We start from the raw sequence: 24,437 nt of genomic DNA on the forward strand, positions 1-24,437 counted from the left end.
CATCCCACTCTTAGGTCACAGAACACGAACGTCGTGGGCCGGAAGGCCGGTCCACCATCGTGCATAACGCTTGTACACCTGCGGTTCCCGGTCGCCCAGGAGCTTGCGCAGGGCCGCCGCTTCATCGGCGAGCCCGGTCCACTGCTCCTCGTCAAGAGCGTGGAACGCGGTCGCCTCGACGCCACCGTCCTCGGTCGGGCGCCACACCCCGGCCACGTGGCCGTCGACGAGCAGGGTCGGCAGGGTGTCGCCGTTGTTGCGGATGACGAGCTTGCGGTACTCGTCCGGGATGATCCGGCTCCGGTCGGCGTAGGCGAGCAACGTGCTGTCCCACATGGCCATCAGCCGCGGCGGCGCCGGGACGTCCTCGTCCGGGACCGTCCGATCGGGAACGTCGTAGTGGTCGCCGTGCCGGACGAGGTCCAGTGACGCCAGCGCTTCGCGGATCGTGGTGCGCGGCAGCATGCTGAACTGGTTCATGTCGAGGACGGTCGCGGGCCCGAACCCGGTGAGGTAGCGGCGCAGCGTCTCGGCGACGGCGGCCGGATGTTCGCGCGGCTCCGTCGTCACGGCCCGATAGGCCGGCCGCAGCCCGAACGACCACGGCCCGCCCGTCGGCGCGTGCACGAGCCCGCCGTAGGTGCGCAGCGCCCACCAGACGCCGGGCTCACCGACGTCGCCGACGTGCGAGTGGAGCAGTTCCTCGATCTCCGCCTTCTGGCGGGGAGCCGCGGCGAACTCGAGCAGGTGCTCCAGCAGCGCGTCGGTCTGCTCGATCGTGACGTTCATCGACTTGAACCGCTTGTCGTACAGCCGTGACGCCCTCAGCGCGGGCAGCATCGCGTGGTGGAACACCTCGTGGTCCGCGGCCGTCACGGCGTGCAGGGTGATCCGCATCAGCGATGCCTTGCGGACCACCCCGCTCGTGAACGCCTCGTCCAGATCGGCGGGGTCGAAGCCCTCGATCCGGTTCCACAGCGCGATGTACGGCGACGCGGGTTCCTGCGCCTGGATCGCCACGACCCTGTGCACGGCCGTCGGCAGGCCGACCGGTTCGCGCCGCAGCAGCATCTGCCGGTCGAGCGTGGCGCGGTTGAGCTGACGTGCCGTGAAGGTCATGCCGAGATCCTGGCTCACCGCAGCTTCGACGGCCACCAGATTCGCCCGCCGACGTCCACCGAGAGCGCCGGCACGAGCAACGACCGCACCAGCAGCGTGTCGAGCAGGACACCGAACGCGACGATGAACGCGATCTGCGTGAGGAACAGGATCGGCAGCACGGCCAGTGCCGCGAACGTCGCCGCCAGCACCACACCCGCCGACGTGATCACGCCGCCGGTCAGGCTGAGGCCGCGCAGCGTTCCCTCGACCGTGCCGAGCTGCTGCGTCTCCTCCCGGACGCGGGTCATCAGGAAGATGTTGTAGTCGATGCCCAGCGCCACCAGGAACACGAACCCGAACAACGGCACCACGGGATCGGCTCCGGGGAAGTCGAGGACGTGGTTGAACACCAGCGCCGACACGCCCATCGTGGCCGCGAACGACAGCACGACGGTCGCGATCAGCAGCAACGGCGCCAGCAACGACCGCAGCAGCAGCGCCAGGATCAGGAAGATCACGATCAGCACGATCGGGATGATCAGCATCCGGTCGTGCTCGGAGGTCGTCCTGGTGTCGAGCAACGTCGCCGTCGGCCCGCCCACCTTCGTGCCCTCGATGCCGCCGACGGCCGCACGAAGCCGTTGCACGGTCTCGACCGCGGCATCGGAGTCCGGCGCGTCCTTCAGCGTGGCCTCGATCCGCACGAGCCCGTCGGCCGTTCCGGACGGCCGCACCTCCGCCACACCGTCCACCTTGGACTTCCGCACGACCTCGGCGGCCCTGTCCTCGGCTGCGATGATCACAGTCGGCGAGCCGGTGCCGCCGGGGAAGTGCCGCGACAGCAGCTCCTGTCCCGCAACGGATTCGACCGGGGTGAGGAACACGTCGGACTGTGCGGTGCCGGACGCCTTGAGCTGCGGCAGGAACGCGGCGCCGGCGAGCAGCACGAGCGTCGTGACGATCCAGATCGCGCGCGGCCTGCGGCGCACCAGGTTCGCGACGCGGCCCCAGAGCCCGCTCGTCTCGGGGTGCTTCGAGCCGAACTTCGGGGCGAACGGCCAGAAAGCGCCGCGGCCGAGCAGTGCCAGGGTCGCGGGCAGGAACGTCATCGTGGTCAGCAGCGCGGCGCCGATGCCGATGGCGGCGACCGGGCCGAGGCCCTTGTTCGAGTCGAGGTCGCTGAACAGCAGGCACAGCACGCCGAGGATCACCGTGCCGGCCGAGGCCGCGATGGGTTCGATCGTGCCGCGCCAGGCCGTTCGGACGGACGCGAACCTGTCCTCGGTGTCGCGCAGTTCCTCGCGGAACCTCGACACCAGCAGCAACGCGTAGTCCGTCGCGGCGCCGAACACCAGGATCGAGAGGATGCCCTGGCTTTGGCCGTTCAACGCCAGGACGTCGTTCTTCGCGAGCAGGTACACGACGAAGCTGGCCAGCCCCAGCGCGAACACCGCCGACACCAGCACGACGACCGGCAGCAGCGGACTCCGGTAGACCACCAGCAGGATCAACGCGACCACCGCGCCCGCGACGATCAGCAGCAGCCCGTCGATCCCGCCGAACGCCTCGACGAGGTCGGCCACCTGCGCCGCCGGGCCCGTGACCAGCACGGTCAGCCCTGGTGGAGCGGCACGCGCGCCGTCGCGGAGCTGGAAGACCGAGTCCTTGACGTCCTTGGCCGGGTCGAGCAGGACGACGACCTGCGCGGCCTGGTCGTCGTTCGGTGAGGGGATCACCGGCGACGCCTGGAAGCCCCTGGCCTGATCGGCAAGGTACTTCTTGTCCTCCTCGGTCAGGCCGCTGGTCCGTTCGATCACGACGATCGCCGGGATCGCGTTCTCGCGCTGGAACTTCTTCTGCAGCTCGGCGACCTGGGTGGACTCGGCGGAGTTGGGCAGGAACGCGCTGCCGTCGTTCTCCGCGACCTCCGACAGCTTGCCCGCGTACGGCCCGGTGAAGCCGCCCAGGGCCAGCCAGACGACGAGCAGGACCCCGGCCAGGACTCGCATCAGAATTTCCTTCGATCGCCGGACGTTTGATGGCCGAAACAGTAAGTCGCCGGGTCGAGCTCCGGGTGCTCGACACGGCGACGGCCCGCGTGCGCGACCAGGTCAGCTGAGCCTGCCGGGCGGCAGCGTCCGTCCGCAGACCAGCAGCAACAGGTCCTGGGCCAGTCCCCTGACCGGCTCACCCTCGCCGAACGTCCAGTCCAGGTCGGTGGCCTCCAGGCGTGTGCCGTCGAGGTCCGCGCCGAAGTACCTGACGGTGGCCGGTTTCAGGCCGTCGAGGACGATGCGGAGCCGGTCGTGCGGGACCCGGCGGTCCAGTCCCAGGGCCACGGTGATGTCCAGGCCGTGGATGACGTCGTGCGAGAGCGCGCCGGCCGGGCCACCACCGGGCGGCGTCCACGGGTGGTCGATGTTGTTCTTCAGCGCGTTCAGCAGGTCGCTCGCCGGCAGTTGTGCGTCCTTGCGGGCCATGCGGTCGGAGGCGTGGTTGAACCGGCCGCCCGATTTCAGGGTCTCCAGAACCACTCTCGTCACCGACGATCGGAACGGCAACGTCGTGTGCGCGACGACGTGCTGCACGGTCCAGCCCTCGCACAGGCTCGGTGCGAGCCACTGCTCCCCGGTGAGTCCACTCAGGAGTTCCGCCTGGTCACGCCGTTCCGCCGCCACCGCGGCGCGGATGTCTTCGGTCATGCCCTGATGTACGAGCCGGGCGACGAGAACTCATCGGTCCGCGTAGGGTCCCGGGTGTGATCGAGACGCTGGAGCCGTTCCGGGTCGAGCTGACCGGCTACTGCTATCGCATGCTCGGCTCCGGCTTCGAGGCCGAGGACGCCGTGCAGGAAACACTCGTGCGCGCATGGAAGGCGTTCGACAGCTACGACTCCGCGCGCGCGTCGCTGCGGACGTGGCTCTACCGGATCGCCACGAACATCTGCATCGACATGCAGCGCAGCCCTCAGCGGCGCGCCCTGGCCGTGGACCTGGGCCCGTCCGGCGGGGATCTGGGCGCTCCTCTGCTGGAGAACGTCTTCGTGCAGCCGGTGCCGGACGCCTCGGTGCTGCCGGAGGACCAGGCGATCCGGCGCGAGACCGTGCGGCTGGCGTTCGTGGCCGCGTTGCAGCACCTCCCGCCACGCCAGCGGGCCGTGCTCGTCCTGCGGGACGTACTGGCGTGGCAGGCCTCCGAGGTCGCCGCACTGCTGTCCGACTCGGTCGCGTCGGTGAACAGCGCACTGCAACGGGCCCGCGCGACACTGCGGGTAGCCGACGTCGGCGCACCGCTGGACGTGTCCGATCCCGTGCAGAAGTCGCTCCTGAGCCGCTACTGCGAGGCGTTCGACCGGCATGACATGCGGACACTCGTGGCTTTGCTGCACGAGGACGCGACGATGTCGATGCCGCCGTTCAGCTGGTGGCTGCGGGGCCGTGAGTCGATCTCCCGCGTGTTGAGCACTCCCAACGCCTCCTGCGACGGCGCCTGGCTGGTGCCGGTGCGGGCCAACGCCTCGCCCGCGTTCTGGCAGATGCGGCCCGGCCTGGAGAAGCCGTTCGGGCTGGTGTTCCTCGACGTGCGGGACGGGCTGGTGACCGGGACCACCACGTACCTGAACGTGGAGGAGTTGCTGCCCCTGTTCGGTTCGCCCCCGGCCACGCCGATGAGTTCCGGGCGGCCGCCTCGTACCTCTGTGGACGACTAGTTCTGGAGGAAGTCCATGGCTGTGCAGCCCATCATCCTGACGCCCGATCTGGACCGGGTGCAGGCGTTCTACACGCAGGTGCTCGGCGCTGTCGAGGTGTTCCGCCACCCGGCTGACGGACCGGTGTTCTACAAGACGCTGCAGATCGGCGACGGGCAGTTGGGGCTCGTGGCCAAGGAGTCCGACGTGTCGGTGCCCGCGCGCATCGTGCTGAGCATCGGCGTGGAGGACGTCGACGCGGTGCTGCCGCTGGTCGAGGCCGCCGGAGGGCGGGTGCAGGGTCCTGCGAACGACATGCCCTGGGGGCAGCGCGTGGCGCACGTCCTCGATCCGGACGGGAACCCGGTCAACCTGACCCAGGACCTCTGATCAGACCGCCCCGACCAGGTCGCGCCGGCCCTTGACGGGTTCGGCCGGCCTGCGGATCCGGCCCCACGGCTTGAACACGGACAGGAAGTAGGCGAACAGCAGCAGCGTCGGCGCGACCACGACGGGGTACAGGACGTCGGGCGGGATCACCGCGGCCGGGTCACCCGCCAGCATCCGCCTGCCGATCCCGGCCGCCTCCGCCACGCCGGGCCGCAGCGAGAACGCGATCAGCAACGACATGCCGGCGTTCAGGACGAACTTGATCGCGACCCACCAGTACCGCACGAGCCCGTACTTGCTGCCGAGGCCGAGCACCGCGCCGGAGATCATGCAGACGACGCTGGCACCGAACATCGGCCAGATCGCGAAGAGGTCGACCGCCTGGATCGCCACACCGGCGGTACCGGTGTCCTCAGTGGACAGTGCGACCACGATGAGGATTCCCAGCGCCAGGTCGATGCCGAGCCACGCCGCCGCCGACAGGACGTGCACGAGCAGCACGGCCTTGCGGGCGCGGCCACTGAGCTTGCGGGTCGTAGTCATCTCGATGCACTCCTTCTCCCGTGGTGTCGCGTCCTACTCTCGTCACCACGGGCGGCTGCATCATCCGCTCACGTTCTGATCTCGCGTACGTCAGATTGCGTACCCGGCTGCGCGACGCGGACGTAGCTGACCTGCAGCAGCGTCAACTGCCGCGCGCTCACCGCCATGGCACCGACGTTCGGCAGCTCGATCGCCTCCTGCCGCCCCGCGGCCCGGTACTGCACGGGCCCGCTGATCGTGAGCTCGCGATCCGCCACGTCCGCGGCCGACCGGCTGTAGGTGAGCAGCCACCCCGCGACGTACGTGCCGTCCGACAGGTGGCAGCCCACGTGCACCCGGCAGCCGGGATGAGCGGTGAACAGGCGGCCCCACGCGGAGAGGTACGGGGCCTCGTTCCTCCTGCCCAGCCGGTCGAACAACGGTCCCGCGACCAGCACCGCCAGCAGCGTCGCGACGGCGATGAGACCCACTCCCCAGATCCAGAGCTCCAGGTGGTGTTTGACCGCGTAGTCGCCCGGCCTGGTGAGCAACGCGGTGAGGTCGACGGTCTGCTTCGGCAGCACCGACCACACCGCCAGCGCCAGGGACAGCACGACCAGGTCGCACACGACGCTGACCACGACCATCGCCACGGTCTCCCGCAGCGCCGAGAACTGCCGCTCCGGCCCCGAGCGCTCCCGCCGCGCGCTGTACGCGAAGCCGGGGGTCAGCAGTGCGATGAACAGGACCAGCCCGACGAGCGTCGTGGGGATCATGCCGCCCTCCCAGTGGTGCTCCGCGGCCTATGATTGTGTCACGAAGATCTTTTGAGCAGCTGGACGGAGCCACCCGTGTCATCACCACCGGACCCGGACTTCACCGACTTCGACCTCTCCGACCTCGACGTCGGCACCGTGCGGGGGCAGGCGGTGGCGGCTCATGCCCAGCTGCCTCCGACGGCGGACGCGCCTCCTCCCCCACCGCCGCCCGCCCAGCAGTAAACGGGTTCGTTCACACCCAAAAGCCGCGATGGTCACGCTACGGTCGTTCGGTGGACATCGATGCTCTTCGCGCACACGCGGCTGATCTGCACGCGAAAGCACGAGAGTCACCCACCGCCGAAGTTGCGCAAGCCGCCGTAGAGGCAGCACGCGCCGTGGTGTTGCACAGCCCGTCGGACGACGTGCGCGCGGAGGACCTCTGGTTCCTCGGCTGGGCGCTCGTCACGTGGTGGAACGCCGGCGGCGAGGACGGCCTCTTCGACGAGGCCATCACGATGTTCCGCGTCGTCGCGGGCCTTCCGGGGTCCCGCAGGAACGCGGTGCTGGCGATGGTCTCCGCGTGGGGCATGCGCGCGCAGCGGGATCCGTCGCGGGCCATGCTGGACGCCGCGATCACCGAGGTGAGCGCGTACGCCGGCGAGTTCCCCGAGGCGGCGGAGGAAGAAGCGAACCTGCTCGTCCGGCGCTACACCGTCGCGAACAGCCCTTCCGACCTCAACGAGGCGATCGTGAAGCTCACCGCGCAGGCGGGGCTTCCCTCGGCGGATTCGCGGCGAACCCGGTGGCTGCTGGGCAGTCTGCTGCGCTTCAGGTACGAGTCCTTCCAGGGCGTCGACGACCTCGTCCGCGCGATCGGCCTGGCGGTCGCGGTGATGCTGGAGGCCGACGAGCGCGACGACGAGGAGGGCAGGCTGGAGGCGGGCGGGCTGTTCGCGGACTGCCTGCAGAGCCTGCCCGACACGCCCGCCGCGGCCGCGGACGCCGTGGCAGTGCTGTGCGACGCGCTGCACGAGAAGGGTGATCGGCGGTTCCACCAGGAACTGGTCGCCATGATCGTGACGAGCCGGTACAAGGCGACCGGCAAGCCGAGTCTGCTGAGGGTGTTGTTCGGGCTCTGCACCGAGGCCGGGTACGAGGACGAGCGCGGACTCTTCGCGCGGGAGATCGTGCTCGAATGGGCAGGCCACCGGCAGGAGCGGTACGCCCCGCTCGACCTCCTCGACCACGAGATCATCATTCTGCTCGGGTTGTGCGCGCACGCGATCAGGACGCACACCGCGTTCGGCGATCTCGTCAACTTCCTGACCGTGCAACTCATGCTGATCGCGAACGTGTGGAGCAGTTCGGGTGCCGAGCTGTCCCCCGCCACGCTGAAAAGTGCCATCGAGATCATCGAACCGGTAGTCGACGTCGTTCCCGAGGGTGGCCGCAAGGCATTGCTGTCGACGCTGTCGGCGTTGCACCTCAAGTACCTGAACCGCGCGGCGGAGCCCGGCGACGGCAGGGCGTTCATCGAGGTGAACCGCCGGCTCGCGGCCGACCGGTCGCCCGGCGCGCTGGCCGGGCTCGCGAACGCGCTGCTCTCCAACTACCGGCGGATCGGCGCCGGTGCCGATCTGGACGAGGCCGTCCGGATCCTGGCGGAGACCGGCTCTGCGGACTACACCACGGCCCTGGTGCACGCGAACGCGCTGCTGATGCGGTTCGACCGCGACCAGGCGACCGGAGACTGGCTCTCCGCGCTCGGCCTGCTGGACCAGCCGGGCGAACAGCTCCCGGACCTCCCCAAGATCCGCGCGGGTTTCGCCGACGTGGTGGCCCGTCTCGACACGGCCGCGAACGCGGTCAGCACACCACTGCCCCCTGAGGCCGTGCAACGGCTGTACGCGCTGTGCACACGGGCGATGCTCGTCGTCGACGACGAGCAGACGTTCCAGTGGCTCCAGCACCGGGCGCACACGTGGCAGGAGAAGCTGACCGAGGCCGGGCCGGCTGACGACGATCACGCGAAGTGGACGCTCGCCCGTTCCCTGATCGGCACGCACGCGGACGACACCCCCACGGACGATCTCGATCGCGCGACTCGGCTGCTCGAGGAGCTGCTCTCGAAGAGGACGGGCAAGCACTTCCGCGCGCTGGCGCTCTCCGACCTGTCCGGCGCGTGCCTCGAACGATTCGCGAAGACAGGCGACAGGGCCGATCTCGACCGTTCGATCACGACGATGTGCGAGGCGGTGCAACTCCGGCCAGGCGACGCGTTGATGCTGGCCAACCTGTCGCACAAGCTCTCGGAGCGGTTCGAGATCATGGGGAGCAAGGCCGACCTCGACGAGTCGCTGGCGCTGGGCGAGCACGCGCGGGACCTGATCGGCGACGACACCGACGAGTGGATGCGGTTCATCGTCCACAACGGACTGGCCGGCGTCTACCGGAAGCGGTTCGCCTTCACCGCCGACCCGGCGGACCTGGACCGGGCGCTCACCGCGCTGCGTGCCGCGCTCGACGCCCTGCCCGCCGACCATCCGGACAGGGCGATGGCCCAGCACAACCTCGCCGGGTTCCTGCTCTACCGCACCACCCAGGTCGAGGGCGCGGATCCAGAGGAGATCGTGCGGCTGTTCAGCGCCGCGGTGGACGCCACCCCGGCCGGGCACCCGGCGCGGCACAGCCGGAGGGTGTCGCTCGCACAGGCACTTCTGCACCGGTCGGAGACGTCGTCCGCACGCCCCGACGACCAGGCGGAAGCGCTGCGGATCATGCGGGACCAGCTGGCGGGGTACGGGCCGGACGAACCGAGGCGGTTCGAAGCGGCCTACGTCCTCGCCAGCGCCCTGACGCTGCACGCGGACTCGGCGACCGAGGCGATGGAAGTGTTCCAGGACATCGTTCGCGCGCCACGAGCGGCCGCGGAGACCAGGCTCAGGGCCGGGGTGGGCTGGGCGATGCTGGCGGAGCGCGCCGACTCCCCGGAGGGCGCGCTCGCCGCCTGGGACGAGGTCACCCGCCTGCTCGGCGTCGTCGCCTGGCAGGGGCTGCCGCGCGGTGACCAGGAACGGTTCCTGGCCACGTACCAGCACCACGTCGCCCGCGCGGCCACGTTCGCGATCAACGCGGGTGACCCGCGGCGCGCGCTGGACCTGCTGGAGCACGGCCGGTCGATCCTGTGGCAGCAGGAGGGTTCGGCCGAGCTGGAGCTCGGTGCGGGCGAGTCGGCGGTGGTGCTGGTCGCGCACGGTGAACTCGGCCACGCGGTGCTCGTCGGCCACGACGACGTCCGGGCGATCGAGCTTCCCGGCATGACGGCTCCCGAGATCGACCGGTGGTGCGGTGTCCTCGATGCCGCGACCAGTGCGCTCGGCTCCGGCGACCGCGAGACCTACGAGCAGGCCCAGCAGGCGGCCGCCGCTGTCCTCGACTGGTTGTGGCACGTGGTCGTCGAGCCTGTCCTCGCGGCTCTGCCCGAGACCGAGGGACGACGGCGGTTGTTCTGGTGTCCGACCGGGCCTCTCGCGATGATGCCGTTGCACGCCGCGACCGACCACGGGACCGGGCGGTCCTGTCTGGACCTGGCGGTCTCGTCTTATGTGCCGAGCCTGAGGTCTCTCGCGACCACGCTGGCCCGTCGCGGTGCGGGGCAGGAGATCGAGGAGTTCCTCACCATCGCGATCGACGATCATCCCGACGAGAAGCTGGCGCTCGTCCACGTCAAGGCCGAGGTCGCCACCGTCGAACGGCTGCTGCCGTCCGCCCGGCACACGGCTTTGCTGAACCTGCAGGCGACTCGGGCGGCCGCGGCGGCCGAACTGGCCCGGCACCGGTTCGTCCACGTCTCCTGCCACGGCGCGCACGACCCGAACGCGCCGTCGGGCAGCGGCATCGTGCTGGCCGACGGTGTGCTGAGCGTGCTGGACATCGCGCAGGTACGCACCGACGACGCCCAGTTCGCGTACCTGTCCGCGTGCCGGACGGCGATGGGGGCACCGGAGCTGTCCGACGAGTCGATCCACCTCGGCGCCGCGTTGTTCCTCGCCGGCTTCCGGCAGGTCGTCGGCACCCTGTGGGCCGTGGGCGACCAGCTGGCCGCCAAGATCGCGGAGGCGTTCTACCGCAAGGTGGTCGTGTCGGGACCGGACGCCGCGGCGACCGCCATCGGTGAGGTCGCGCTTCTCGTACGTGCGCAGCGCAAGGCAGAACCGTTGCTGTGGGCTGGATACGTCCACATCGGCGCGTAGCTAGCCGCCTGGCGTGACGATCCCTCTCTCGTACGCGAACACCACGGCGTGCGTGCGGTCGCGCAGGCCGAGCTTGGTGAGCACGCGCGACACGTGCGTCTTCACGGTGGTCTCGCCCAGGAACAACGTCGCGGCGATCTCCGCGTTCGACGCGCCCTTGGCCAGTTCCACCAGCACTTCGAACTCGCGATCGGTGAGCTCGGGCGGCCGGGTGCGTTCCCTCGGCGCCGTGCTGAAGCGGGCAATCACCCGCCGGGTGACTTCGGGCGAAAGCAAGGCGTCCCCGCGCGCGACGACTCGCACGGAGTCCACGAGGTCTTCCGGGGAGGCGTTCTTGAGCAGGAAGCCGCTCGCGCCCGCCTGCAGCGCCTCGAAGAGGTAGTCCTCGCGGTCGAACGTGGTCAGTATGACAACACGGGTACCGTGACCTGCGGAAAGAATGTGACGGGTGGCTTCCAGGCCGTCCATGCGCGGCATCTGGACGTCCATCAGCACGACGTCGGGACGTAGCTCGGCGACGAGTTCCACGGCCTCGGCGCCGTCGCCCGCCTCGCCGACCACCTCGATGCCGGGCTCGGTACCGAGGATGACCCGGAAACCGGCGCGGACCAGGTCCTGGTCGTCGGCCAGCACTACTCGCAGACTCACGCCTTCTCCTCCAACAAGGTCGGCAGCGACGCACGGACCAAGAAGCCCGCCTCGCGCCGTGGCCCTACTTCCAGCGAACCTCCGTGCACGGCAAGACGTTCACGCATTCCGACGAGACCGAACCCTGAGCTCGTGGAGGCGGAACGGCCGCGGCCGTCATCCGTGATCTCCAGCTCCAGCGCACTGTCCAGAAACCGCATCCGCACGTCGACGTGCTGCGCGTCGGCGTGCTTGACCACATTCGTCAGTGCTTCCTGCACGACCCGATACGCCGACAACGCGACACCGGACGGCACCTCGCGCGCGTCGCCGTACACGCCGTGCGAGACCTCAAGGCCGGCCGCGCGAGCACTCTCGAACAGCTCCGGCAGGTCGTCCAGCCCAGGCGCCGCCTTCAGGTCGGGCTCCGCGTCCGCGCGCAGCACGCCCAGCAGCCCGCGCAACTCGCTGATCGCGGTGCGGGCGGTCTGCTCGACGGTCTGCAGCGCGTCGCGGGCCAGGCCGGTGTCGGTGTCGAGGACGCGGCGCGCGGCACCGGCCTGGATGCCCATGACGGACACGTGGTGCGCTACGACGTCGTGCAGGTCGCGGGCGATGCGCATGCGTTCGGCGGCGATGGCTCCACGGGTGTTCTGCTCCTGCGAGCGGCGCAGCTCCTCGGCCTGGAACTCGAGCTGTGCCCGGCGCCGGGCACCCGACCACGCCATCTCCCCCACCACGTAGGCGAACAGGAAGAAGAAGATGTTGAACTCCAGTCCGTAAAGGACGGAGGCGAGCACCGGGTCCATCGGCCCGGCGGCGTCCTTGAAGTCCCCCTTGGGCCCGAGCAGGGCTCGCACCAGGCTGAACCCGAGCCACAGGAACATCGCGGAGATCACGCCGACCCGCGACCAGCGCGCGACACGGCGGTTCTGCTCCCAGGCGCCGACCGTGTAGATCGCGAGGAACAGGATCGCGGACGGCACCAGCGTGTCGCCGGCCCGGTTCACCTGCGCGGCGATGAACAGCGCGGACACCACGAGCATCACGGCGAGCGGATAACGGCGGCGCACCACCAGCGGCACGGACAGCACGAACATCCACAGGACCTGCGCCAGCAGCCCCGGCGGGTTCTGGAAGACGTAGGCGCCCATGCTGTTGACCAGCGTCGTGACCTCGACCGCGCACACCAGCACGATCGCGGCGATGCCGATGTCGCGCCGCCGTTGCGCGACGGTCGGGCCGGGCCGCCGCCACTCGTTCCACACGGGCTCTTCCACGCGATGAAGGTACCTGTCGCGCGTTTCCGGGAACCGGGACGTGATCTACCGTTGACCGATGGACCTCAGCCTGACCGTGCTCGGGTGCGCGACTCCGTACCCGAGCACGGACAACCCGTGCTCGGGCTATCTGGTGTCGCACGGCGACACTCGCGTGTGGATGGACGCCGGTACCGGCACGCTCGGCCCGTTGCAGCGCCACACGCGGCTGGAGGACCTGGACGCGATCTGGATCTCGCACCTGCACGCGGATCACAGCGCGGACCTGCTCACCGCCTACTACGCCCTGCTCTTCGCGGACGTCGAGCGCGACCCGGTCCCGTTGTACGGCCCGCCCGGCATCGCCGACCGCCTGGCAGGCTTCCTCACCAACGGCCCGGTGCGCAGCCCCATCGAGGACGCGTTCGAGGTGGTCGAGCTGCACGACGGCCTTCAGGCGGCGGTCGGCTCGATGTGGCTGACGACAGCGGCTGTCGAGCACGGCATCCCGGCGTTCGGCGTGCGGATCGAGGCGGGCGGCGCGGCGCTGACGTACTCCGGTGACACCGCGCCCTGCCCGAGCCTCACCGAGCTGGCGAACGGCACCGACGTGTTGCTCTGCGAGTCCGAGAGCACGGAGAAGGCTCCGGACATGGTCCACCACACGCCGGAGGACGCGGGCGACACCGCCGCCGCGGCACAGGCACGAAGGCTGGTCATAACGCACGTGGGCCGCTTCCTGACCCCGCAGGAAGCGGTCACCCGTGCCTCGGCCCGTTTCAGCGGCTCGGTCGACTACGCCGAACCGGGCACCACGGTCAGAGTTGGTTGATGCGGACCAGGTTGCCGGCCGGGTCGCGGAACGAACAGTCGCGCACGCCCCACGGCTGGTCTTCGGGCTCCTGCAGCACTTCGCCCGCTCCGGACGACTCGACCCACGCCTTGGCGCGGTCGAACGTGCCCTGCAGGTCCTGGGAGGCCAGCGAGATGGCGGTGTAGACGCCCTTCGCCATGAGGACGGCGATCGTGCGGCGCTCCTCGTCGCTCACGCCGGGGTCGGCGGCGGGCGGGTGCAGCACGATTCCGGTCCGCGGCTGGCCGGGCGGCCCTACGGTGATCCAGCGCATGGTGCCCTGCCCGACGTCCTGGCGGACCTCGAAGCCGAGTGCGTCGCGGAAGAAGCCGAGGGACTTCTCGGGGTCGTCTGCCGGCAGGAACGCCGAGGCGATGATGACTGACATGGCGGTCAACCTAATCGGACGGACCGGCCGCCGCTTCTCGATTCCTGATCGGCCTCATCACGGCCTTGGCCAGGCAGTTCGGGATGCCCTGACCGTCGGTGGCGGCGACCTTGCGGTACTGGCTCGGGGACATGCCTACCAGTTCGGAGAAACGGGTGCTGAACGTGCCGAGCGATGTGCAGCCGACCTCGAAGCACACGTCGGTGACGGACATGTCGCCCCGGCGCAGCAACGTCATGGCCCGCTCGATGCGGCGGGTCATCAGATAGCTGTAGGGCGATTCGCCGAAGGCCGCGCGGAACGCGCGCGAGAGGTGGCCCGCGGACAGGTGCACGCCGCGGGCCAGCGCCGCGACGTCGAGCGGCTGCCGGTACTCGCGGTCGATCCGGTCGCGGACCTTGCGGAGCAGGACGAGCTCCTGCAGGCGCGGGTCTTGGGCGGTCACGATGACAGCCTAAGACCCGCGCCCGGATCAGGAGGGACTAACAGGCACCCTGGTCGCGCCAGACGCCCCACTCACCCGTGGTTCCGGGCTCCTCGTTCTGCGTCCACCACTGGGCCCGCCACTTGCGGCCCTTGTGCGACACCTCGTTGCCACCGGTGTAGATCTTGCCGGTCTCCCACGCGGGCAGCGCGCACGTCGGCGGCGTCGTCGTGGTGGTGGTCGTGGTCGTCGTCGTGGTGGTCGTCGTGGACGTGGACGTGGTGGTGGAGGTCGGCGGGTTGCCGCCCCCGATGCGCGGGTGGTCCGCGCTGATCGCGTACGACTGGCCGCCGAACGTGAACACGAAGTTCGACGGCGTCGAGATCGGCAGCTGGTAGCTGACGGTCACCTCGATCGACGCGCCCGGAGCGAGCGACTGCCACGACGGCAGCGTGAGCTCCGCCTTCTGGAAGTCGCCCTTCAGGCCGCCTACGTTGGGTCCGCTGTGTCCCTTCGAGACGACCTTCAGGCCGAAGCCCGACTGGTCGGCCATGCTGCCCGGCGCGCTGGTGCCGTAGTCGAACGCGATCTTCGTGCCACCGGGGATGGTGACGGTCGAGCGGTTCGTGAACTTGATCTTCGGCGTGATCGGGTAGTTGTTGTCGCCCAGCGCGAAGCCGTGGATGTCCACGTCGACCGCGAGGGACTGGGTCTGCTGCGTCGAGGCCTTCAGGTTGCCGTAGGGCGCGGCGCCGTTCAGGCCGGTGTTGATGGTCGACAGCAGGGTGTCACCGATGAAGTACTCGTTCTTCGCGGAGTCGAACCGGTAGTCGCCGGCGAGCTCCCAGATCATGATGCCGCCGAGGCCCTTGTCCTTGACGTACTTGGCCTTCTCCGCCATCGACTGCTCGGTCTCGGTGGAGAGGAACACCTTCTTGTCGTTGTTCCACAGCCACGGCGACTTGAGCGTCGAGTCGTAGTACGGCGTGTAGGTGCCGGTGATGCGGTCGGCCGGGTCGTTGACCGGGTCGAGGCCGTACTGCGCGCCGTAGGAGCCGGTGATCTTGGCTTCCAGGTTCTTGGTGTGCCACAACGGGTTCACACCGGACGGAACCTCGGCGCCGCCGGCCGTGACGTCGTGCCAGAGGTTGTCGACACCGGCCGCGCCGTTACCGCACGGCGTGGTCGAGCCGACCGACGAACCGGTGCCGGGCGGGCATTCCGACTGGTTCGGCAGCGGGGCCTTGCCCCACAGGCCGTTCGTGCCGCCGGTGACGCCCTGCCAGCCGCGCGAGTAGAACGGCACGCCGATGTTGATGCGTCCGGCCTGCATGGCACCGCGGTAGTAGTGGTAGGACCAGTCGGTGTTGAGGTAGCCCATGCCTTCGTACTGCGGCGCCGTGTACACGCCACCGGCCGAGAGCTCGCCGTCCTTGCCGTCGTCGTAGAGCGCGGCGTTCGGGCCGACGAACTGGTTCCACGAGCCGTGCAGGTCGTAGCTCATGACGTTGAGGTAGTCGAGGTACTTGACGACCTGGTACGCCTCCTGGCCGCGCAGCAGCCAGCCGGAGGCGGGCACGGCGGCGGTCAGCAGGTAGTGCTTGCCGTCGGCGGCACCGGCGCGGTCGAGCTTCTCGCGCAGCGTCTTCATGATCGCCTGGTAGCCGGCCCACAGCGTGCCGCGGTTGGCGTTGGAGATCCAGAAGTCGTCCGGGTTGCCGGCGTGGTTGTTCGACGTCGCGTACTCGTAGTCGATGTCAGCGCCGTTGAAACCGTACTGGCGCAGGAAGGCGACGGTGCTGTCGGCGAACGTGTCGATCGCTGCCTGGTCCTGGCCGAGCTTGTAGAAGCCGCCCGACGCGTTGCGCGTGCCGTCGGCGTTGAAGAAGCCGCCGGTCTCCGCCCAGCCGCCGACCGAGATCAGCGTCTTGACGTTCGGGTTCTGCTTCTTGAGCTTCGTGAGCTGGTTGAAGTGCCCCTTGTAGGGCAGCGACGGGTCCATCTCGGCGCCGGCGACACCCGGCCACTCCATGCCGATGGACGAGTTGTTCGCGTTGTTCGCGCCGACCGAGATCTTGTTCTGGGCGTCGATGTGCGCGAACGCGTAGTTCAGGTGCGTGACCTTGTTCCAGGGGATGTCCTTGGCGAGGTACCCTGGCTGGCCGTTCTTGCCGGTGCGCCAGCTGGTGAAGTACCCGATGACGCGTCTGGACTTGTCCCCCATGGTCTCGCGGCCGGCGGTGTCGTAGACGGTGCAGTACGGCACCTCGACGCCCGGCGTCTTGTACAGCCCGTCCGGCCGGCAGTCCTCGTGGGCTGCGGCTGCGGACGGTGCGTTGGTCACGGCGATCACGGTCCCGGCTAGCAGTGCTAGCACCGGGACCACTCTGGCGAGCAGTCGCAAGGGAAGGACCTCCTGGCTAGGGCGGCGGCCACTGCCAGGAACCGTAAAATGGTCCAGACCTTTGAGTCAATGTTTAGGTCACTGACAACGTCTGTCAGGGTTTGCCGCGAAGCTCCCGTGACATGAGCTCAAGCGACTTCGACTTCCTGCACGGACGGTGGCGGGTGGCCAACCGCAAGATCGCCGACATCATCGGGCGCGGCACCGAGTGGACCGAGTTCGAGGCGTCGGCCGAGGCCAGGCCACTGCTGGGCGGCGGGGCGATCATCGACAGCTTCTTCGCCGGCGACTGGGAGGGCATGACCCTGCGCCAGTACGACCCCGCAGCCGACGTCTGGCGCATCTGGTGGGCCTCCACCCGCGCCCCCGGCCACCTCGACCCGCCACTGGAGGGCCGGTTCACCGACGGGCACGGGGTGTTCTTCGGCGACGACGAGGTCGGCGGGCACGCGGTGAAGGTGCGGTTCGACTGGACGCCCGGCGACGAACCGGTCTGGGAGCAGCGGTTCTCCTACGACGGCGGCGAGACCTGGGAACCGAACTGGGTCATGCGCTTCACCCGCGCCTGAGCCGGTCAGTGGTGGTGCTGGTGGACCACGGCGTGGCCCTTGCCGCGCGCGATCATCCAGCGGTTCACCGGCACCGTCACCACGAACGCGACGGCCAGCGAGAACGCCAGCGCCGCCCAGAACACCCAGTTCGCCACGCCCGAGTCCATCGCGCCGGGCACGAGCAGCATCACCGCGTTGTCGACGATCTCCATGACCGTGATCGACACGGTGTCCGCCGCCAGCGCCACGCCGAGCGCCGCCTTGAACGCGAGGCCGGAACGCAGCACCGGGCGGATCGTCAGCGAGTAGCCGAACACGAACGCGAGCGCCACGGCCAGCACGATCGTGGCCAGGTTGCTCCAGCCCAGCGCGGTACCGATGACCATGCCGAGCACCTCGCCGATCGCGCAGCCGGTGAGGCAGTGCAGCGTCGCGGAGATCGCCTGCCTGGTCAGACTGGCGGGTGCGTGGTCCACGTGGTCCTCCTTCGAGCCGGGCTAGCCGATCTGGGTCAGCGCGAGCCCGCCGGCCATCAGCAGGGCGCACGCCAGCCCGTGCACGACTGGGTTGCGCACCAGGAGCGCCACAAACTCCCGCAGGAACGCGCTGGGCACGAAGTACCAGGCCGTCGGCGCGCCGATCACCTGCAACCGCAGGCCCTGCTTGCGGGAGAGCACGGCGGTGCGGAAGACGTGGTAGTTGTTCGTGACCGCGACGACCCGGCCGTTGAGGCCCCGTTCGGCGAGCAAAGCCTTGCTGTAGCGGAGGTTCTCCTCGGTCGTGGTCGCCTGGTCCTCCAGGACGACGTCGTCCTCCGGTACGCCGCGTTCGAGCAGGTACCGGCTCATGGCGAACGCCTCGGACACCTGCTCGTCCGAGCCCTGCCCGCCCGACACCACGATCACCGGTGACCGGCCGGCCTCGCGGTCGCGGCGGTAGAGGCGCAGCGCGCGGTCGAGCCGGTTCGCCAGCAGCCGGGGCACGCGGTCCCCGATCAGGCCGGCGCCGAGCACGACGATGCCGTCGAACCCGTGGCGGCGGCCGGTGCGGCCGTAGATCACCGAGTACAGCAGCAGGCTCACGAACAGGAACGCGATGTACGCGGACACCAGGAACAACCCGAACGCGGAGCCGCGGATCCAGTCGTTGGGCTGGGTGATGCCCCACGCGAAGTAGACCATCTCGCCGAGCAGGGCCAGGCCCGCGAGCAACGACAGCAGATTACCCAGCGAGCGGCCCTCGCGGCGGACCATGACCATGCCGTTGGCCAGCAACGCGAGCGGGAGCAGCAGCAGGCCCAGCACCGCCAGCATGAACGCGATGACCAGCGGCAGGCTCAGCACCGGGTTGTCCCGCCCGGCCTCCGCCAGCAGCAGGAGCAGCATCACCAGCGCGATGCCGAGCCAGACGGCGTTGCTCAGCCTCCGGCGGTCGCGGAGCACGCCGACGACGAAGAACGTGGCGGGGATGAGGAAGAGCAGCCCGGCTAGCACCGGGCCAGGGTAGTACCGGTGATCACTCGGCGCTGTCGGTGCTCTCGGGTTGCGGGGCCGGCTTCGGCCGCGGCCTCAACCGGATCGCGCCCGCCGTGAGGTCGAGCGGTCCGGTCTCCTCGTAGTCCTCACCCGTACCCGCGTCCGTCGCCTCGCGGCGGACCTTGGGGCCGGGGAACAACTCGCCCAACTGTCCCATGCACCCGACCCTACCCTCAGAACAGAGCGATGAGCAGCACGATCACGGCGATCACGGCCACGACCGGGATCCACCTGGAACCCTGCGGCCTGCGGTAGTGGCTGCGGACCGTCGTGGTGCGGAACCAGCTGTACGGGGCGCTGCGGCGGTGCCGGCGAACCCAGGGCATCTCGTCCTCCTCGGCTGTGGCTGTCAGCCGTGGGGTACCCCGGTTCCGAGCCGGTCCCGTACTCCAGCCAGCCCAACCTCGACCAGCTCCGGGTCGCCGATGTCGTTGCCGTACAGGACCTCGTGCCACGGTCCGAGGCGGTGCCAGATCAGGGCACGGTCGCGCAGTTCGCGTGTGACGCCGTAAGCCTCGGCGAGCGCGTCGGCGAACTCGGGTGGTGTGGAGTGCAGTGCCAGGAGCTGCGGCCCGATCTCCGCACGGCGCGGCCGCCGTTCCACCCAGCATCCGCCGACGAGGACGGCCCTGCTGTCCCAGCCTGCACCGAGGTACGGTCACCCGCCCAGTGTCACCAGCAACTCCCGTGCGTCCGAAGCGACTTTCCCCTGACCGCGCCGCCCGGCGGCGGAGAGCGCCTCCTGTGCCGTGTGGACGGACCCGGTGATCTGCGCGCGGACGAGCAACGCGCGGGACTGGTCCATGAGGCTGCCGGTCTCCTCGATGGTGCCGAGCACCTCGTCGATCAGCTCGACCGACCCGGTGGCGCGGGCGAGCAGGATGGACGCGGTGAGCACCCCCGGCCCGTAGCCGATCTTGCGGCCGAGGTCGACCGCGTCCGCCGCGTGCTGCCGCGCGCCCGCCGGTTCCAGCACGGCCATCGCGACCAGGCAGTCGACGCGTGCCTTGGGATGCTCGGCGTCCCTCGCGACCTCGAAGCACCTTTGCGCCGCCGCCAGGCCCTCGGCGATCTCGCCGCGTTCGGCGTGGATGCGGGCGAGACTGGCCAGCGCGTTGGCGAGTGCTCGCTGCTGGTCCTGGCCGGCGTGCAGGCGCACCGACTCGACGCTGGCCGCGAGCGCCCGGTCCAGCTCACCCAGCTCGAAGTAGGCCACGGACAGGTTGTCCAGGGTGATCGCGGTCTGGTTGAACAGCCCGAGCCGCCGGCTGAGGTCCGCGACCTCCTGGAAGTTCTGGGCAGCCTTGCGCAGGTCGCCGCGGGTGCCGTGGGTGATGCCGAGGTTCATCAGCGTGCCGATGGCGCCGTGGTCGTCGCCGATCTCCCGGCGCAGTCGCAGGGCCTCGGCGAAGCACTCCTCCGCCCGGCGGGTGTCGCCCGACTCCAGGTGCACGATCCCCATGCCGTTGTTGATCGCCGCCAGCGCGAGCGGCGTCCGGGCGTACTCCAGCGCCTGCGCGAAGTGGTCCAGCGCGTCGCCGTACTCGCTGCGGCTCCACGCGGACATGCCGAGCCCGTACAGCGCGGCGCACTGCCCTTCCAGGTCGCCGGCCGCCCGTGCGGTGCGCAGCCCGGCGTGGAACACCATGGCCTTGTCGATCTCGAACCGGCCGACGTGCAGGTAGATCCGCAGGACGTCGGCCAGTTGCTGCGCGTACGGCGACGGTGCCGCGACCACCTGCGCCACCAGGTTGGCGTGTTCCTCCTCCAGCCACGCCGCCGCCTCGGCCCGTTCGCCGAACGCGAGGCTCGGCCCGTCCAGGTCCGGCCGGGTCAGGAGGCTCGTCTCGGGCACGGCCTTCGAGATGGCGTTGTACGCCGTCCTGAGGTACCACGCGTACATGTCCAGCAGGCCGGCTCGATCGTCGTCGTCCGCCGCGTCGGCGGCGAACAGCCTGATGAGGTCGTGCAGCTGATAGCGAACGCCGACCTGGTCGACGAGCCCGGCGTTCACGAGTTCGCCGAGCTGCGGCCCGGGATCACGGCCCGCGAGCGCGGTGGTGGCGCCGAGCCCGGTGTCCGCGCCCGGCGGCAGGCCGAGCCGCCGGAACACGCGCTTCGCCTCGTCGCTCAACGCCCGGTAGGACAGCTCGAACGTGGCCCGCACGGCCGCGTCGCCGTCGATCTCCAGCACGTCGAGCCGATCGCCGCGCAGTTCGGCCAGGTAGTCCTCGATGTGGCCGTGCGCCACGTTCGCCCCGGCGATGCGCAACGCGAGCGGCAGGTGCGCGCAGAGCCGGACGAGCTCGGCACGTTCCTCGGGCGTTCCCTGAACGCCCATGCGGGTCAGCAGCTCGTGCGCGTCGTCGTCGGCGAGCACGTCGAGCCGCAGCTGGCCGGGCAGGTCGTGGCGGCTCGTGACGATCGCCAGGCAACCGGGCCCGCGCGGCAGCAGCGGTTCGACCAGGTCCTCGACGGCGTTGTCGAGCACGACCAGCACCCTCTTGCCGTCGAGCTTCTGCTGGTACAGCTCGGTCTGGGCCTCCAGGTCGAGCGGGATGGCGGTCTGCGGCACGCCGAGTGCGCGCAGGAACCCGCTGAGCGCCTGCTGCGCGGTGAGCGGCGGTCCCGAGGCGAACCCACGCAGGTTCACGTACAGCTGGCCGTCGAAGTACCGCTCCCGCAACCGATGCGCGAGCCGCACGGCCAGCGCGGTCTTGCCGACACCGGGCGCGCCGGTGATCGTGACACCGGGCAGGCGTTCGAGACGCGCCAGCTCGTGCTCGCGGCCGACGAAGTCCGGGAGGTCGGCGGGGAGCTGACACGGACCGGGCGTGCGCACCTTGAGCCGGTAGCCGGAAGCGTCCGTGACAATCTCGTCCGGAATGGTGCGGCGCAGCCGTTTCACCAGGCTGCGCAGTGCGGGCAGCGGGCCCGAGGGTGGCTGCTCGCCCCAGACCTCGCGGATCAGGTCGGCGAACAGCACCGGCTCGCCGGGGTGTGCGGCCAGTGCCCGGTGCAGGGCACGCAGTCTTCCCTCCGGTGTCGCGGCCATCCGCCCGATACTAGGGCGCCTGACCGGCTGAGCAGGAACGAACCGGGCAGAATCCCCGGGGTGGCCGCCACCGTCTCCTCCAAGCTGCTGTCGCTGCTCGGCACCTTCGACAGCCGGCACCGCCGCCAGACCCTGAGCGACATCGCGCGGCGCAGTGGGCTGCCGATCAGCACCACGCACCGGCTGCTCGCGGAACTGGCGGAGTGGGGCGCGGTGCGGCGGCTGGACTCCGGTGAGTACGTGATCGGCAGGCGGATCTGGCGGCTCGGGCTGCTGGCCGCCGGTGAGGTGGACCTGAGCCGGGTCGCGGAGCCGTTCCTTCACGACATCCACGCGGCGACGCGCGCCGTGGTGCACCTGGCCGTGCGGGAGGGGACCGAGGTGCTGTACCTCGACCGGGTCTCCGGGCATGCGTCGGTGCCGATCGTGAGCACCACCGGGAGCCGGTTGCCGTTGCACGCGACCGGGGTCGGGAAGGTGTTGCTCGCGCACGCTCCGAAGGAGGTGCAGGAGCAGGTACTCACGCACGGGCTGACGCGCATCACGGCGTTCACGGTGACGGAGCCCGGGCGGATGCGGGCCCAGTTGCACCGGGTTCGGCGGGACGGGTACGCGCAGACGTTCGAGGAGATGACGCTCGGGGCGTGCAGTGTGGGGGTGCCGATCGAGGTGGACGGCCAGGTCGTGGCGGCGCTGGGGATCGTGGTGCCCGACCTGCGCAACGTGCGGGCCCGGCTGGTCGCGGCGCTGCAGGTGGCGGCTCGCGGGATCGCCCGGATGCTGGAGCCCGGTTTCCATCCATCGGAAGCAGGACTTGGATGATCAGGTGGTCTGCCGCTTGAATCCCTGACCGTGGCAAGCGAAAAACGTGAGCTCCTCATCGGCGGCGACAGCGTTCCGGCGCTGGACGGCCGCACCACCGACGACCTCAACCCCTTCACCGGCGAGGTCCACGCCGTCGTCGCGGCGGCCGGGCCCGCGGACGTCACGCGGGCCGTCGACGCCGCCGAGCAGGCGTTCGCCGGGTGGGCGGCGACGTCGCCGTCCGTGAAACGCGGGATCCTGCTGCGAGCCGCGGACGGGCTGGAGGCCAGGACGGCCGAGGTCGTCGCCCTGATGGCCGCCGAGGTCGGCGGCGTCGGCGGGTGGGCCGGGTTCAACGTCATGCTCGCGGCGAACGTCCTGCGCGAGGCGGCCGCGGCGGTCACCCAGCCCGTCGGCGAGGTGCTGACGACGGAGGTGCCCGGTCAGCTGTCGCTCGCCGTGCGGGAACCGCTCGGGGTCATCGCGGCGTTCGCCCCGTGGAACGCGCCGGTCATCCTGAGCACGCGGGCCGTGGCCGCGCCCATCGCCGCCGGCAACACCGTCGTGCTCAAGCCCAGCGAGGACGCGCCGATCGCGGCCGGGCTGCTGATCGCCGACGTGCTGCGCGAGGCAGGGCTGCCCGCGGGCGTGCTCAACGTCGTGACGAACGCCCCGGAGGACGCCGCCGCGGTCGCCGAGGCCCTGATCACCGACTCCCGTGTGCGCGCCGTGAACTTCACCGGCTCCACCGAGGTCGGCCGGATCGTCGGAACCCTTGCCGCGCACCACCTCAAGCCCGCCGTGCTGGAGCTCGGCGGCAAGAACTCGTTGCTGGTGCTCGACGACGCCGACCTCGACCACGCGGTGAACGCGGCGACGTTCGGCGCGTTCCACAACGCGGGCCAGATCTGCATGTCGACCGACCGCATCCTGGTGCACCGGGCCGTGGCCGAGGAGTTCACCGCGAAGCTCGCGGCCAAGGTCGGTTCGCTGCCGCACGGCGACCCCGCCGACCCCAGCACCGTGATCGGCCCCGTGATCAACCCGCGAGCGGCCGCGCGCGTCGCCGCACTGGTGCAGGACGCGGTCGAGAACGGCGCCACCGTCCGTGCGGGCGGCAACGGCGGCGCGACCGTGCTCGACGGCGTCACGCCGCAGATGCGCGTGTTCCAGGAGGAGATCTTCGGTCCGGCCGTCATCGTCGTGCCCGTCGCCGACGACGACGAGGCCGTGGCCATCGCGAACGACACCGAGCACGGCCTCACCGCGGGCATCCTCACCGAGGACTCGCGGCGCGGACTCGGGCTCGCGCAACGCATCCGCACCGGCATCGTGCACGTCGGCAACCAGACGGTGGACGACGAGCCGCAGGCGCCGTTCGGTGGCGTGAAGTCCAGCGGCTATGGCAGGTTCGGCGGCCGCTGGGGCATCGAGGCGTTCTCGGCGACGCGCTGGGTGACGATCGCCAGCGAGCACGGCCACTTCCCGTTCTAGGCGATCAGGCCCGCCTCGTGGGCCACGATGGCCGCCTGGACGCGGTTCTCCGCGCCCAGGCGGCTCAGGATCGCGCTGACGTGCCCCTTCACGGTGCCTTCGACGAGGTCTAGGCGCCGGGCGATCTGCGCGTTCGACAGCCTCTCGCCGAGCAACGCCAGCACGTCGCGTTCCCGCGCGGTCAGCGTCTCGACCCGCTCGTTGCCGGGCGCGGCTTCCCGCAGCGCCTCCCGAGCCCGTTCCACCGCTCCCGCCGCGTTTTCGGGCTGCGGCAGGCTCTTCTCCGGCAACGTCCGTGAGCGCTGCACCCCAGATGTTCATGGGAGAG

25 protein-coding genes are annotated in these 24,437 nt (G+C 70.2%); 8 read left to right on the top strand and 17 right to left on the bottom strand.

Features of this window, described 5'->3' with window-relative positions:
* Window positions 1–15 precede the first annotated feature (15 nt).
* The 3 genes from BLR21_RS07020 to BLR21_RS07030 form a co-directional block, all read right to left on the bottom strand.
* Window positions 16–1,119, bottom strand: a complete 1,104-nt coding sequence (locus tag BLR21_RS07020; RefSeq protein WP_090005105.1) for a winged helix DNA-binding domain-containing protein — start codon at window positions 1,117–1,119, stop codon at window positions 16–18.
* 14 nt (window positions 1,120–1,133) lie between these two features.
* The gene (locus tag BLR21_RS07025) at window positions 1,134–3,110 is read right to left on the bottom strand and encodes an MMPL family transporter (protein ID WP_090004856.1); all 1,977 of its coding nucleotides are present in this window, start codon (window positions 3,108–3,110) and stop codon (window positions 1,134–1,136) included.
* Between the two features lie 102 nt (window positions 3,111–3,212).
* A complete protein-coding gene (locus BLR21_RS07030; RefSeq protein WP_090004857.1) occupies window positions 3,213–3,803 on the bottom strand; it encodes a maleylpyruvate isomerase family mycothiol-dependent enzyme in 591 nt (196 codons plus the stop codon).
* Window positions 3,804–3,859: 56 nt separating this feature from the next.
* On the opposite strand from BLR21_RS07030, the gene BLR21_RS07035 reads away from it, so the two are divergent.
* A complete protein-coding gene (locus tag BLR21_RS07035; RefSeq protein WP_090004858.1) occupies window positions 3,860–4,810 on the top strand; it encodes an RNA polymerase subunit sigma-70 in 951 nt (316 codons plus the stop codon).
* A 15-nt stretch (window positions 4,811–4,825) separates the two neighbouring features.
* Window positions 4,826–5,179: a VOC family protein gene (locus tag BLR21_RS07040; RefSeq protein WP_090004859.1), complete on the top strand. Its 354-nt coding sequence runs from the start codon at window positions 4,826–4,828 to the stop codon at window positions 5,177–5,179.
* On the opposite strand, the gene BLR21_RS07045 is transcribed toward BLR21_RS07040, so the two are convergent.
* Both BLR21_RS07045 and BLR21_RS07050 read right to left on the bottom strand, forming a co-directional pair.
* Window positions 5,180–5,722, bottom strand: a complete 543-nt coding sequence (locus BLR21_RS07045) for a hypothetical protein (protein ID WP_090004860.1) — start codon at window positions 5,720–5,722, stop codon at window positions 5,180–5,182.
* 68 nt (window positions 5,723–5,790) lie between these two features.
* Window positions 5,791–6,477: a DUF6338 family protein gene (locus BLR21_RS07050; RefSeq protein ID WP_090004861.1), complete on the bottom strand. Its 687-nt coding sequence runs from the start codon at window positions 6,475–6,477 to the stop codon at window positions 5,791–5,793.
* A 75-nt stretch (window positions 6,478–6,552) separates the two neighbouring features.
* On the opposite strand from BLR21_RS07050, the gene BLR21_RS42330 reads away from it, so the two are divergent.
* Both BLR21_RS42330 and BLR21_RS07055 read left to right on the top strand, forming a co-directional pair.
* Entirely contained in the window at window positions 6,553–6,702 is a 150-nt protein-coding gene (locus BLR21_RS42330; RefSeq protein WP_176929515.1) for a hypothetical protein, read from the top strand.
* 50 nt (window positions 6,703–6,752) lie between these two features.
* The gene (locus tag BLR21_RS07055; RefSeq protein ID WP_143027637.1) at window positions 6,753–10,715 is read left to right on the top strand and encodes a CHAT domain-containing protein; all 3,963 of its coding nucleotides are present in this window, start codon (window positions 6,753–6,755) and stop codon (window positions 10,713–10,715) included.
* Here BLR21_RS07055 and BLR21_RS07060 read toward each other — a convergent pair whose 3' ends face one another.
* Together BLR21_RS07060 and BLR21_RS07065 are read right to left on the bottom strand one after the other, a co-directional pair.
* Complete coding sequence (locus tag BLR21_RS07060) at window positions 10,716–11,363, bottom strand: response regulator (protein WP_030475967.1); 648 nt, start codon at window positions 11,361–11,363, stop codon at window positions 10,716–10,718.
* The gene (locus BLR21_RS07065) at window positions 11,360–12,622 is read right to left on the bottom strand and encodes a sensor histidine kinase (RefSeq protein ID WP_256334520.1); all 1,263 of its coding nucleotides are present in this window, start codon (window positions 12,620–12,622) and stop codon (window positions 11,360–11,362) included. Before BLR21_RS07065 ends, BLR21_RS07060 begins: the two co-directional genes overlap by 4 nt.
* A 58-nt stretch (window positions 12,623–12,680) precedes the next feature.
* Between BLR21_RS07065 and BLR21_RS07070 the strand changes: the two genes are divergently transcribed.
* On the top strand, window positions 12,681–13,433 hold the full coding sequence (locus BLR21_RS07070; RefSeq protein ID WP_090004863.1) for an MBL fold metallo-hydrolase: 753 nt from the start codon (window positions 12,681–12,683) through the stop codon (window positions 13,431–13,433).
* On the opposite strand, the gene BLR21_RS07075 is transcribed toward BLR21_RS07070, so the two are convergent.
* The 3 genes from BLR21_RS07075 to BLR21_RS07085 are packed head-to-tail and all read right to left on the bottom strand — an operon-like array spanning window position 13,420 to window position 16,643.
* Entirely contained in the window at window positions 13,420–13,842 is a 423-nt protein-coding gene (locus BLR21_RS07075) for a VOC family protein (RefSeq protein ID WP_090005109.1), read from the bottom strand. The two genes, BLR21_RS07070 and BLR21_RS07075, sit on opposite strands and share 14 nt — an antisense overlap.
* Before the next feature lie 10 nt (window positions 13,843–13,852).
* Window positions 13,853–14,287 carry a helix-turn-helix transcriptional regulator gene (locus tag BLR21_RS07080; RefSeq protein ID WP_030475971.1) on the bottom strand — a complete coding sequence of 145 codons (435 nt, stop codon included), beginning with the start codon at window positions 14,285–14,287 and terminating at the stop codon, window positions 13,853–13,855.
* 37 nt (window positions 14,288–14,324) lie between these two features.
* On the bottom strand, window positions 14,325–16,643 hold the full coding sequence (locus BLR21_RS07085; protein ID WP_256334521.1) for a glycosyl hydrolase family 18 protein: 2,319 nt from the start codon (window positions 16,641–16,643) through the stop codon (window positions 14,325–14,327).
* 149 nt (window positions 16,644–16,792) lie between these two features.
* On the opposite strand from BLR21_RS07085, the gene BLR21_RS07090 reads away from it, so the two are divergent.
* Window positions 16,793–17,239 carry a hypothetical protein gene (locus BLR21_RS07090; protein ID WP_090004865.1) on the top strand — a complete coding sequence of 149 codons (447 nt, stop codon included), beginning with the start codon at window positions 16,793–16,795 and terminating at the stop codon, window positions 17,237–17,239.
* A gap of 5 nt (window positions 17,240–17,244) precedes the next feature.
* Here the strand turns inward: BLR21_RS07090 and BLR21_RS07095 are convergent, their stop codons facing one another.
* Genes BLR21_RS07095 through BLR21_RS07110 form a run of 6 tightly spaced genes read right to left on the bottom strand, consistent with a single transcriptional unit; the run spans window position 17,245 to window position 21,811 of the window.
* Window positions 17,245–17,697, bottom strand: coding sequence for a DUF4396 domain-containing protein (locus tag BLR21_RS07095; RefSeq protein WP_090004866.1), 453 nt, complete (start codon window positions 17,695–17,697; stop codon window positions 17,245–17,247).
* Between the two features lie 21 nt (window positions 17,698–17,718).
* Window positions 17,719–18,714, bottom strand: coding sequence for a YdcF family protein (locus BLR21_RS07100; RefSeq protein ID WP_090004867.1), 996 nt, complete (start codon window positions 18,712–18,714; stop codon window positions 17,719–17,721).
* Between the two features lie 22 nt (window positions 18,715–18,736).
* Window positions 18,737–18,913: a hypothetical protein gene (locus BLR21_RS42335; protein WP_176929516.1), complete on the bottom strand. Its 177-nt coding sequence runs from the start codon at window positions 18,911–18,913 to the stop codon at window positions 18,737–18,739.
* A 16-nt stretch (window positions 18,914–18,929) separates the two neighbouring features.
* The gene (locus BLR21_RS42340; RefSeq protein ID WP_176929517.1) at window positions 18,930–19,082 is read right to left on the bottom strand and encodes a hypothetical protein; all 153 of its coding nucleotides are present in this window, start codon (window positions 19,080–19,082) and stop codon (window positions 18,930–18,932) included.
* Window positions 19,083–19,105: 23 nt separating this feature from the next.
* On the bottom strand, window positions 19,106–19,360 hold the full coding sequence (locus tag BLR21_RS07105; RefSeq protein ID WP_090004868.1) for a hypothetical protein: 255 nt from the start codon (window positions 19,358–19,360) through the stop codon (window positions 19,106–19,108).
* 54 nt (window positions 19,361–19,414) lie between these two features.
* Complete coding sequence (locus tag BLR21_RS07110) at window positions 19,415–21,811, bottom strand: ATP-binding protein (RefSeq protein WP_090004869.1); 2,397 nt, start codon at window positions 21,809–21,811, stop codon at window positions 19,415–19,417.
* A 60-nt stretch (window positions 21,812–21,871) separates the two neighbouring features.
* Between BLR21_RS07110 and BLR21_RS07115 the strand changes: the two genes are divergently transcribed.
* Together BLR21_RS07115 and BLR21_RS07120 are read left to right on the top strand one after the other, a co-directional pair.
* Window positions 21,872–22,633 carry an IclR family transcriptional regulator gene (locus tag BLR21_RS07115; protein WP_090004870.1) on the top strand — a complete coding sequence of 254 codons (762 nt, stop codon included), beginning with the start codon at window positions 21,872–21,874 and terminating at the stop codon, window positions 22,631–22,633.
* A 30-nt stretch (window positions 22,634–22,663) separates the two neighbouring features.
* Window positions 22,664–24,109, top strand: coding sequence for an aldehyde dehydrogenase family protein (locus BLR21_RS07120; protein WP_218130779.1), 1,446 nt, complete (start codon window positions 22,664–22,666; stop codon window positions 24,107–24,109).
* Here the strand turns inward: BLR21_RS07120 and BLR21_RS43590 are convergent.
* Window positions 24,106–24,417 carry a response regulator transcription factor gene (locus BLR21_RS43590; RefSeq protein ID WP_218130780.1) on the bottom strand — a complete coding sequence of 104 codons (312 nt, stop codon included), beginning with the start codon at window positions 24,415–24,417 and terminating at the stop codon, window positions 24,106–24,108. The two genes, BLR21_RS07120 and BLR21_RS43590, sit on opposite strands and share 4 nt — an antisense overlap.
* Window positions 24,418–24,437: the final 20 nt, after the last annotated feature.

This window comes from Lentzea albidocapillata subsp. violacea (assembly GCF_900100275.1).
GTDB classification, from domain to species: domain Bacteria; phylum Actinomycetota; class Actinomycetes; order Mycobacteriales; family Pseudonocardiaceae; genus Lentzea; species Lentzea violacea.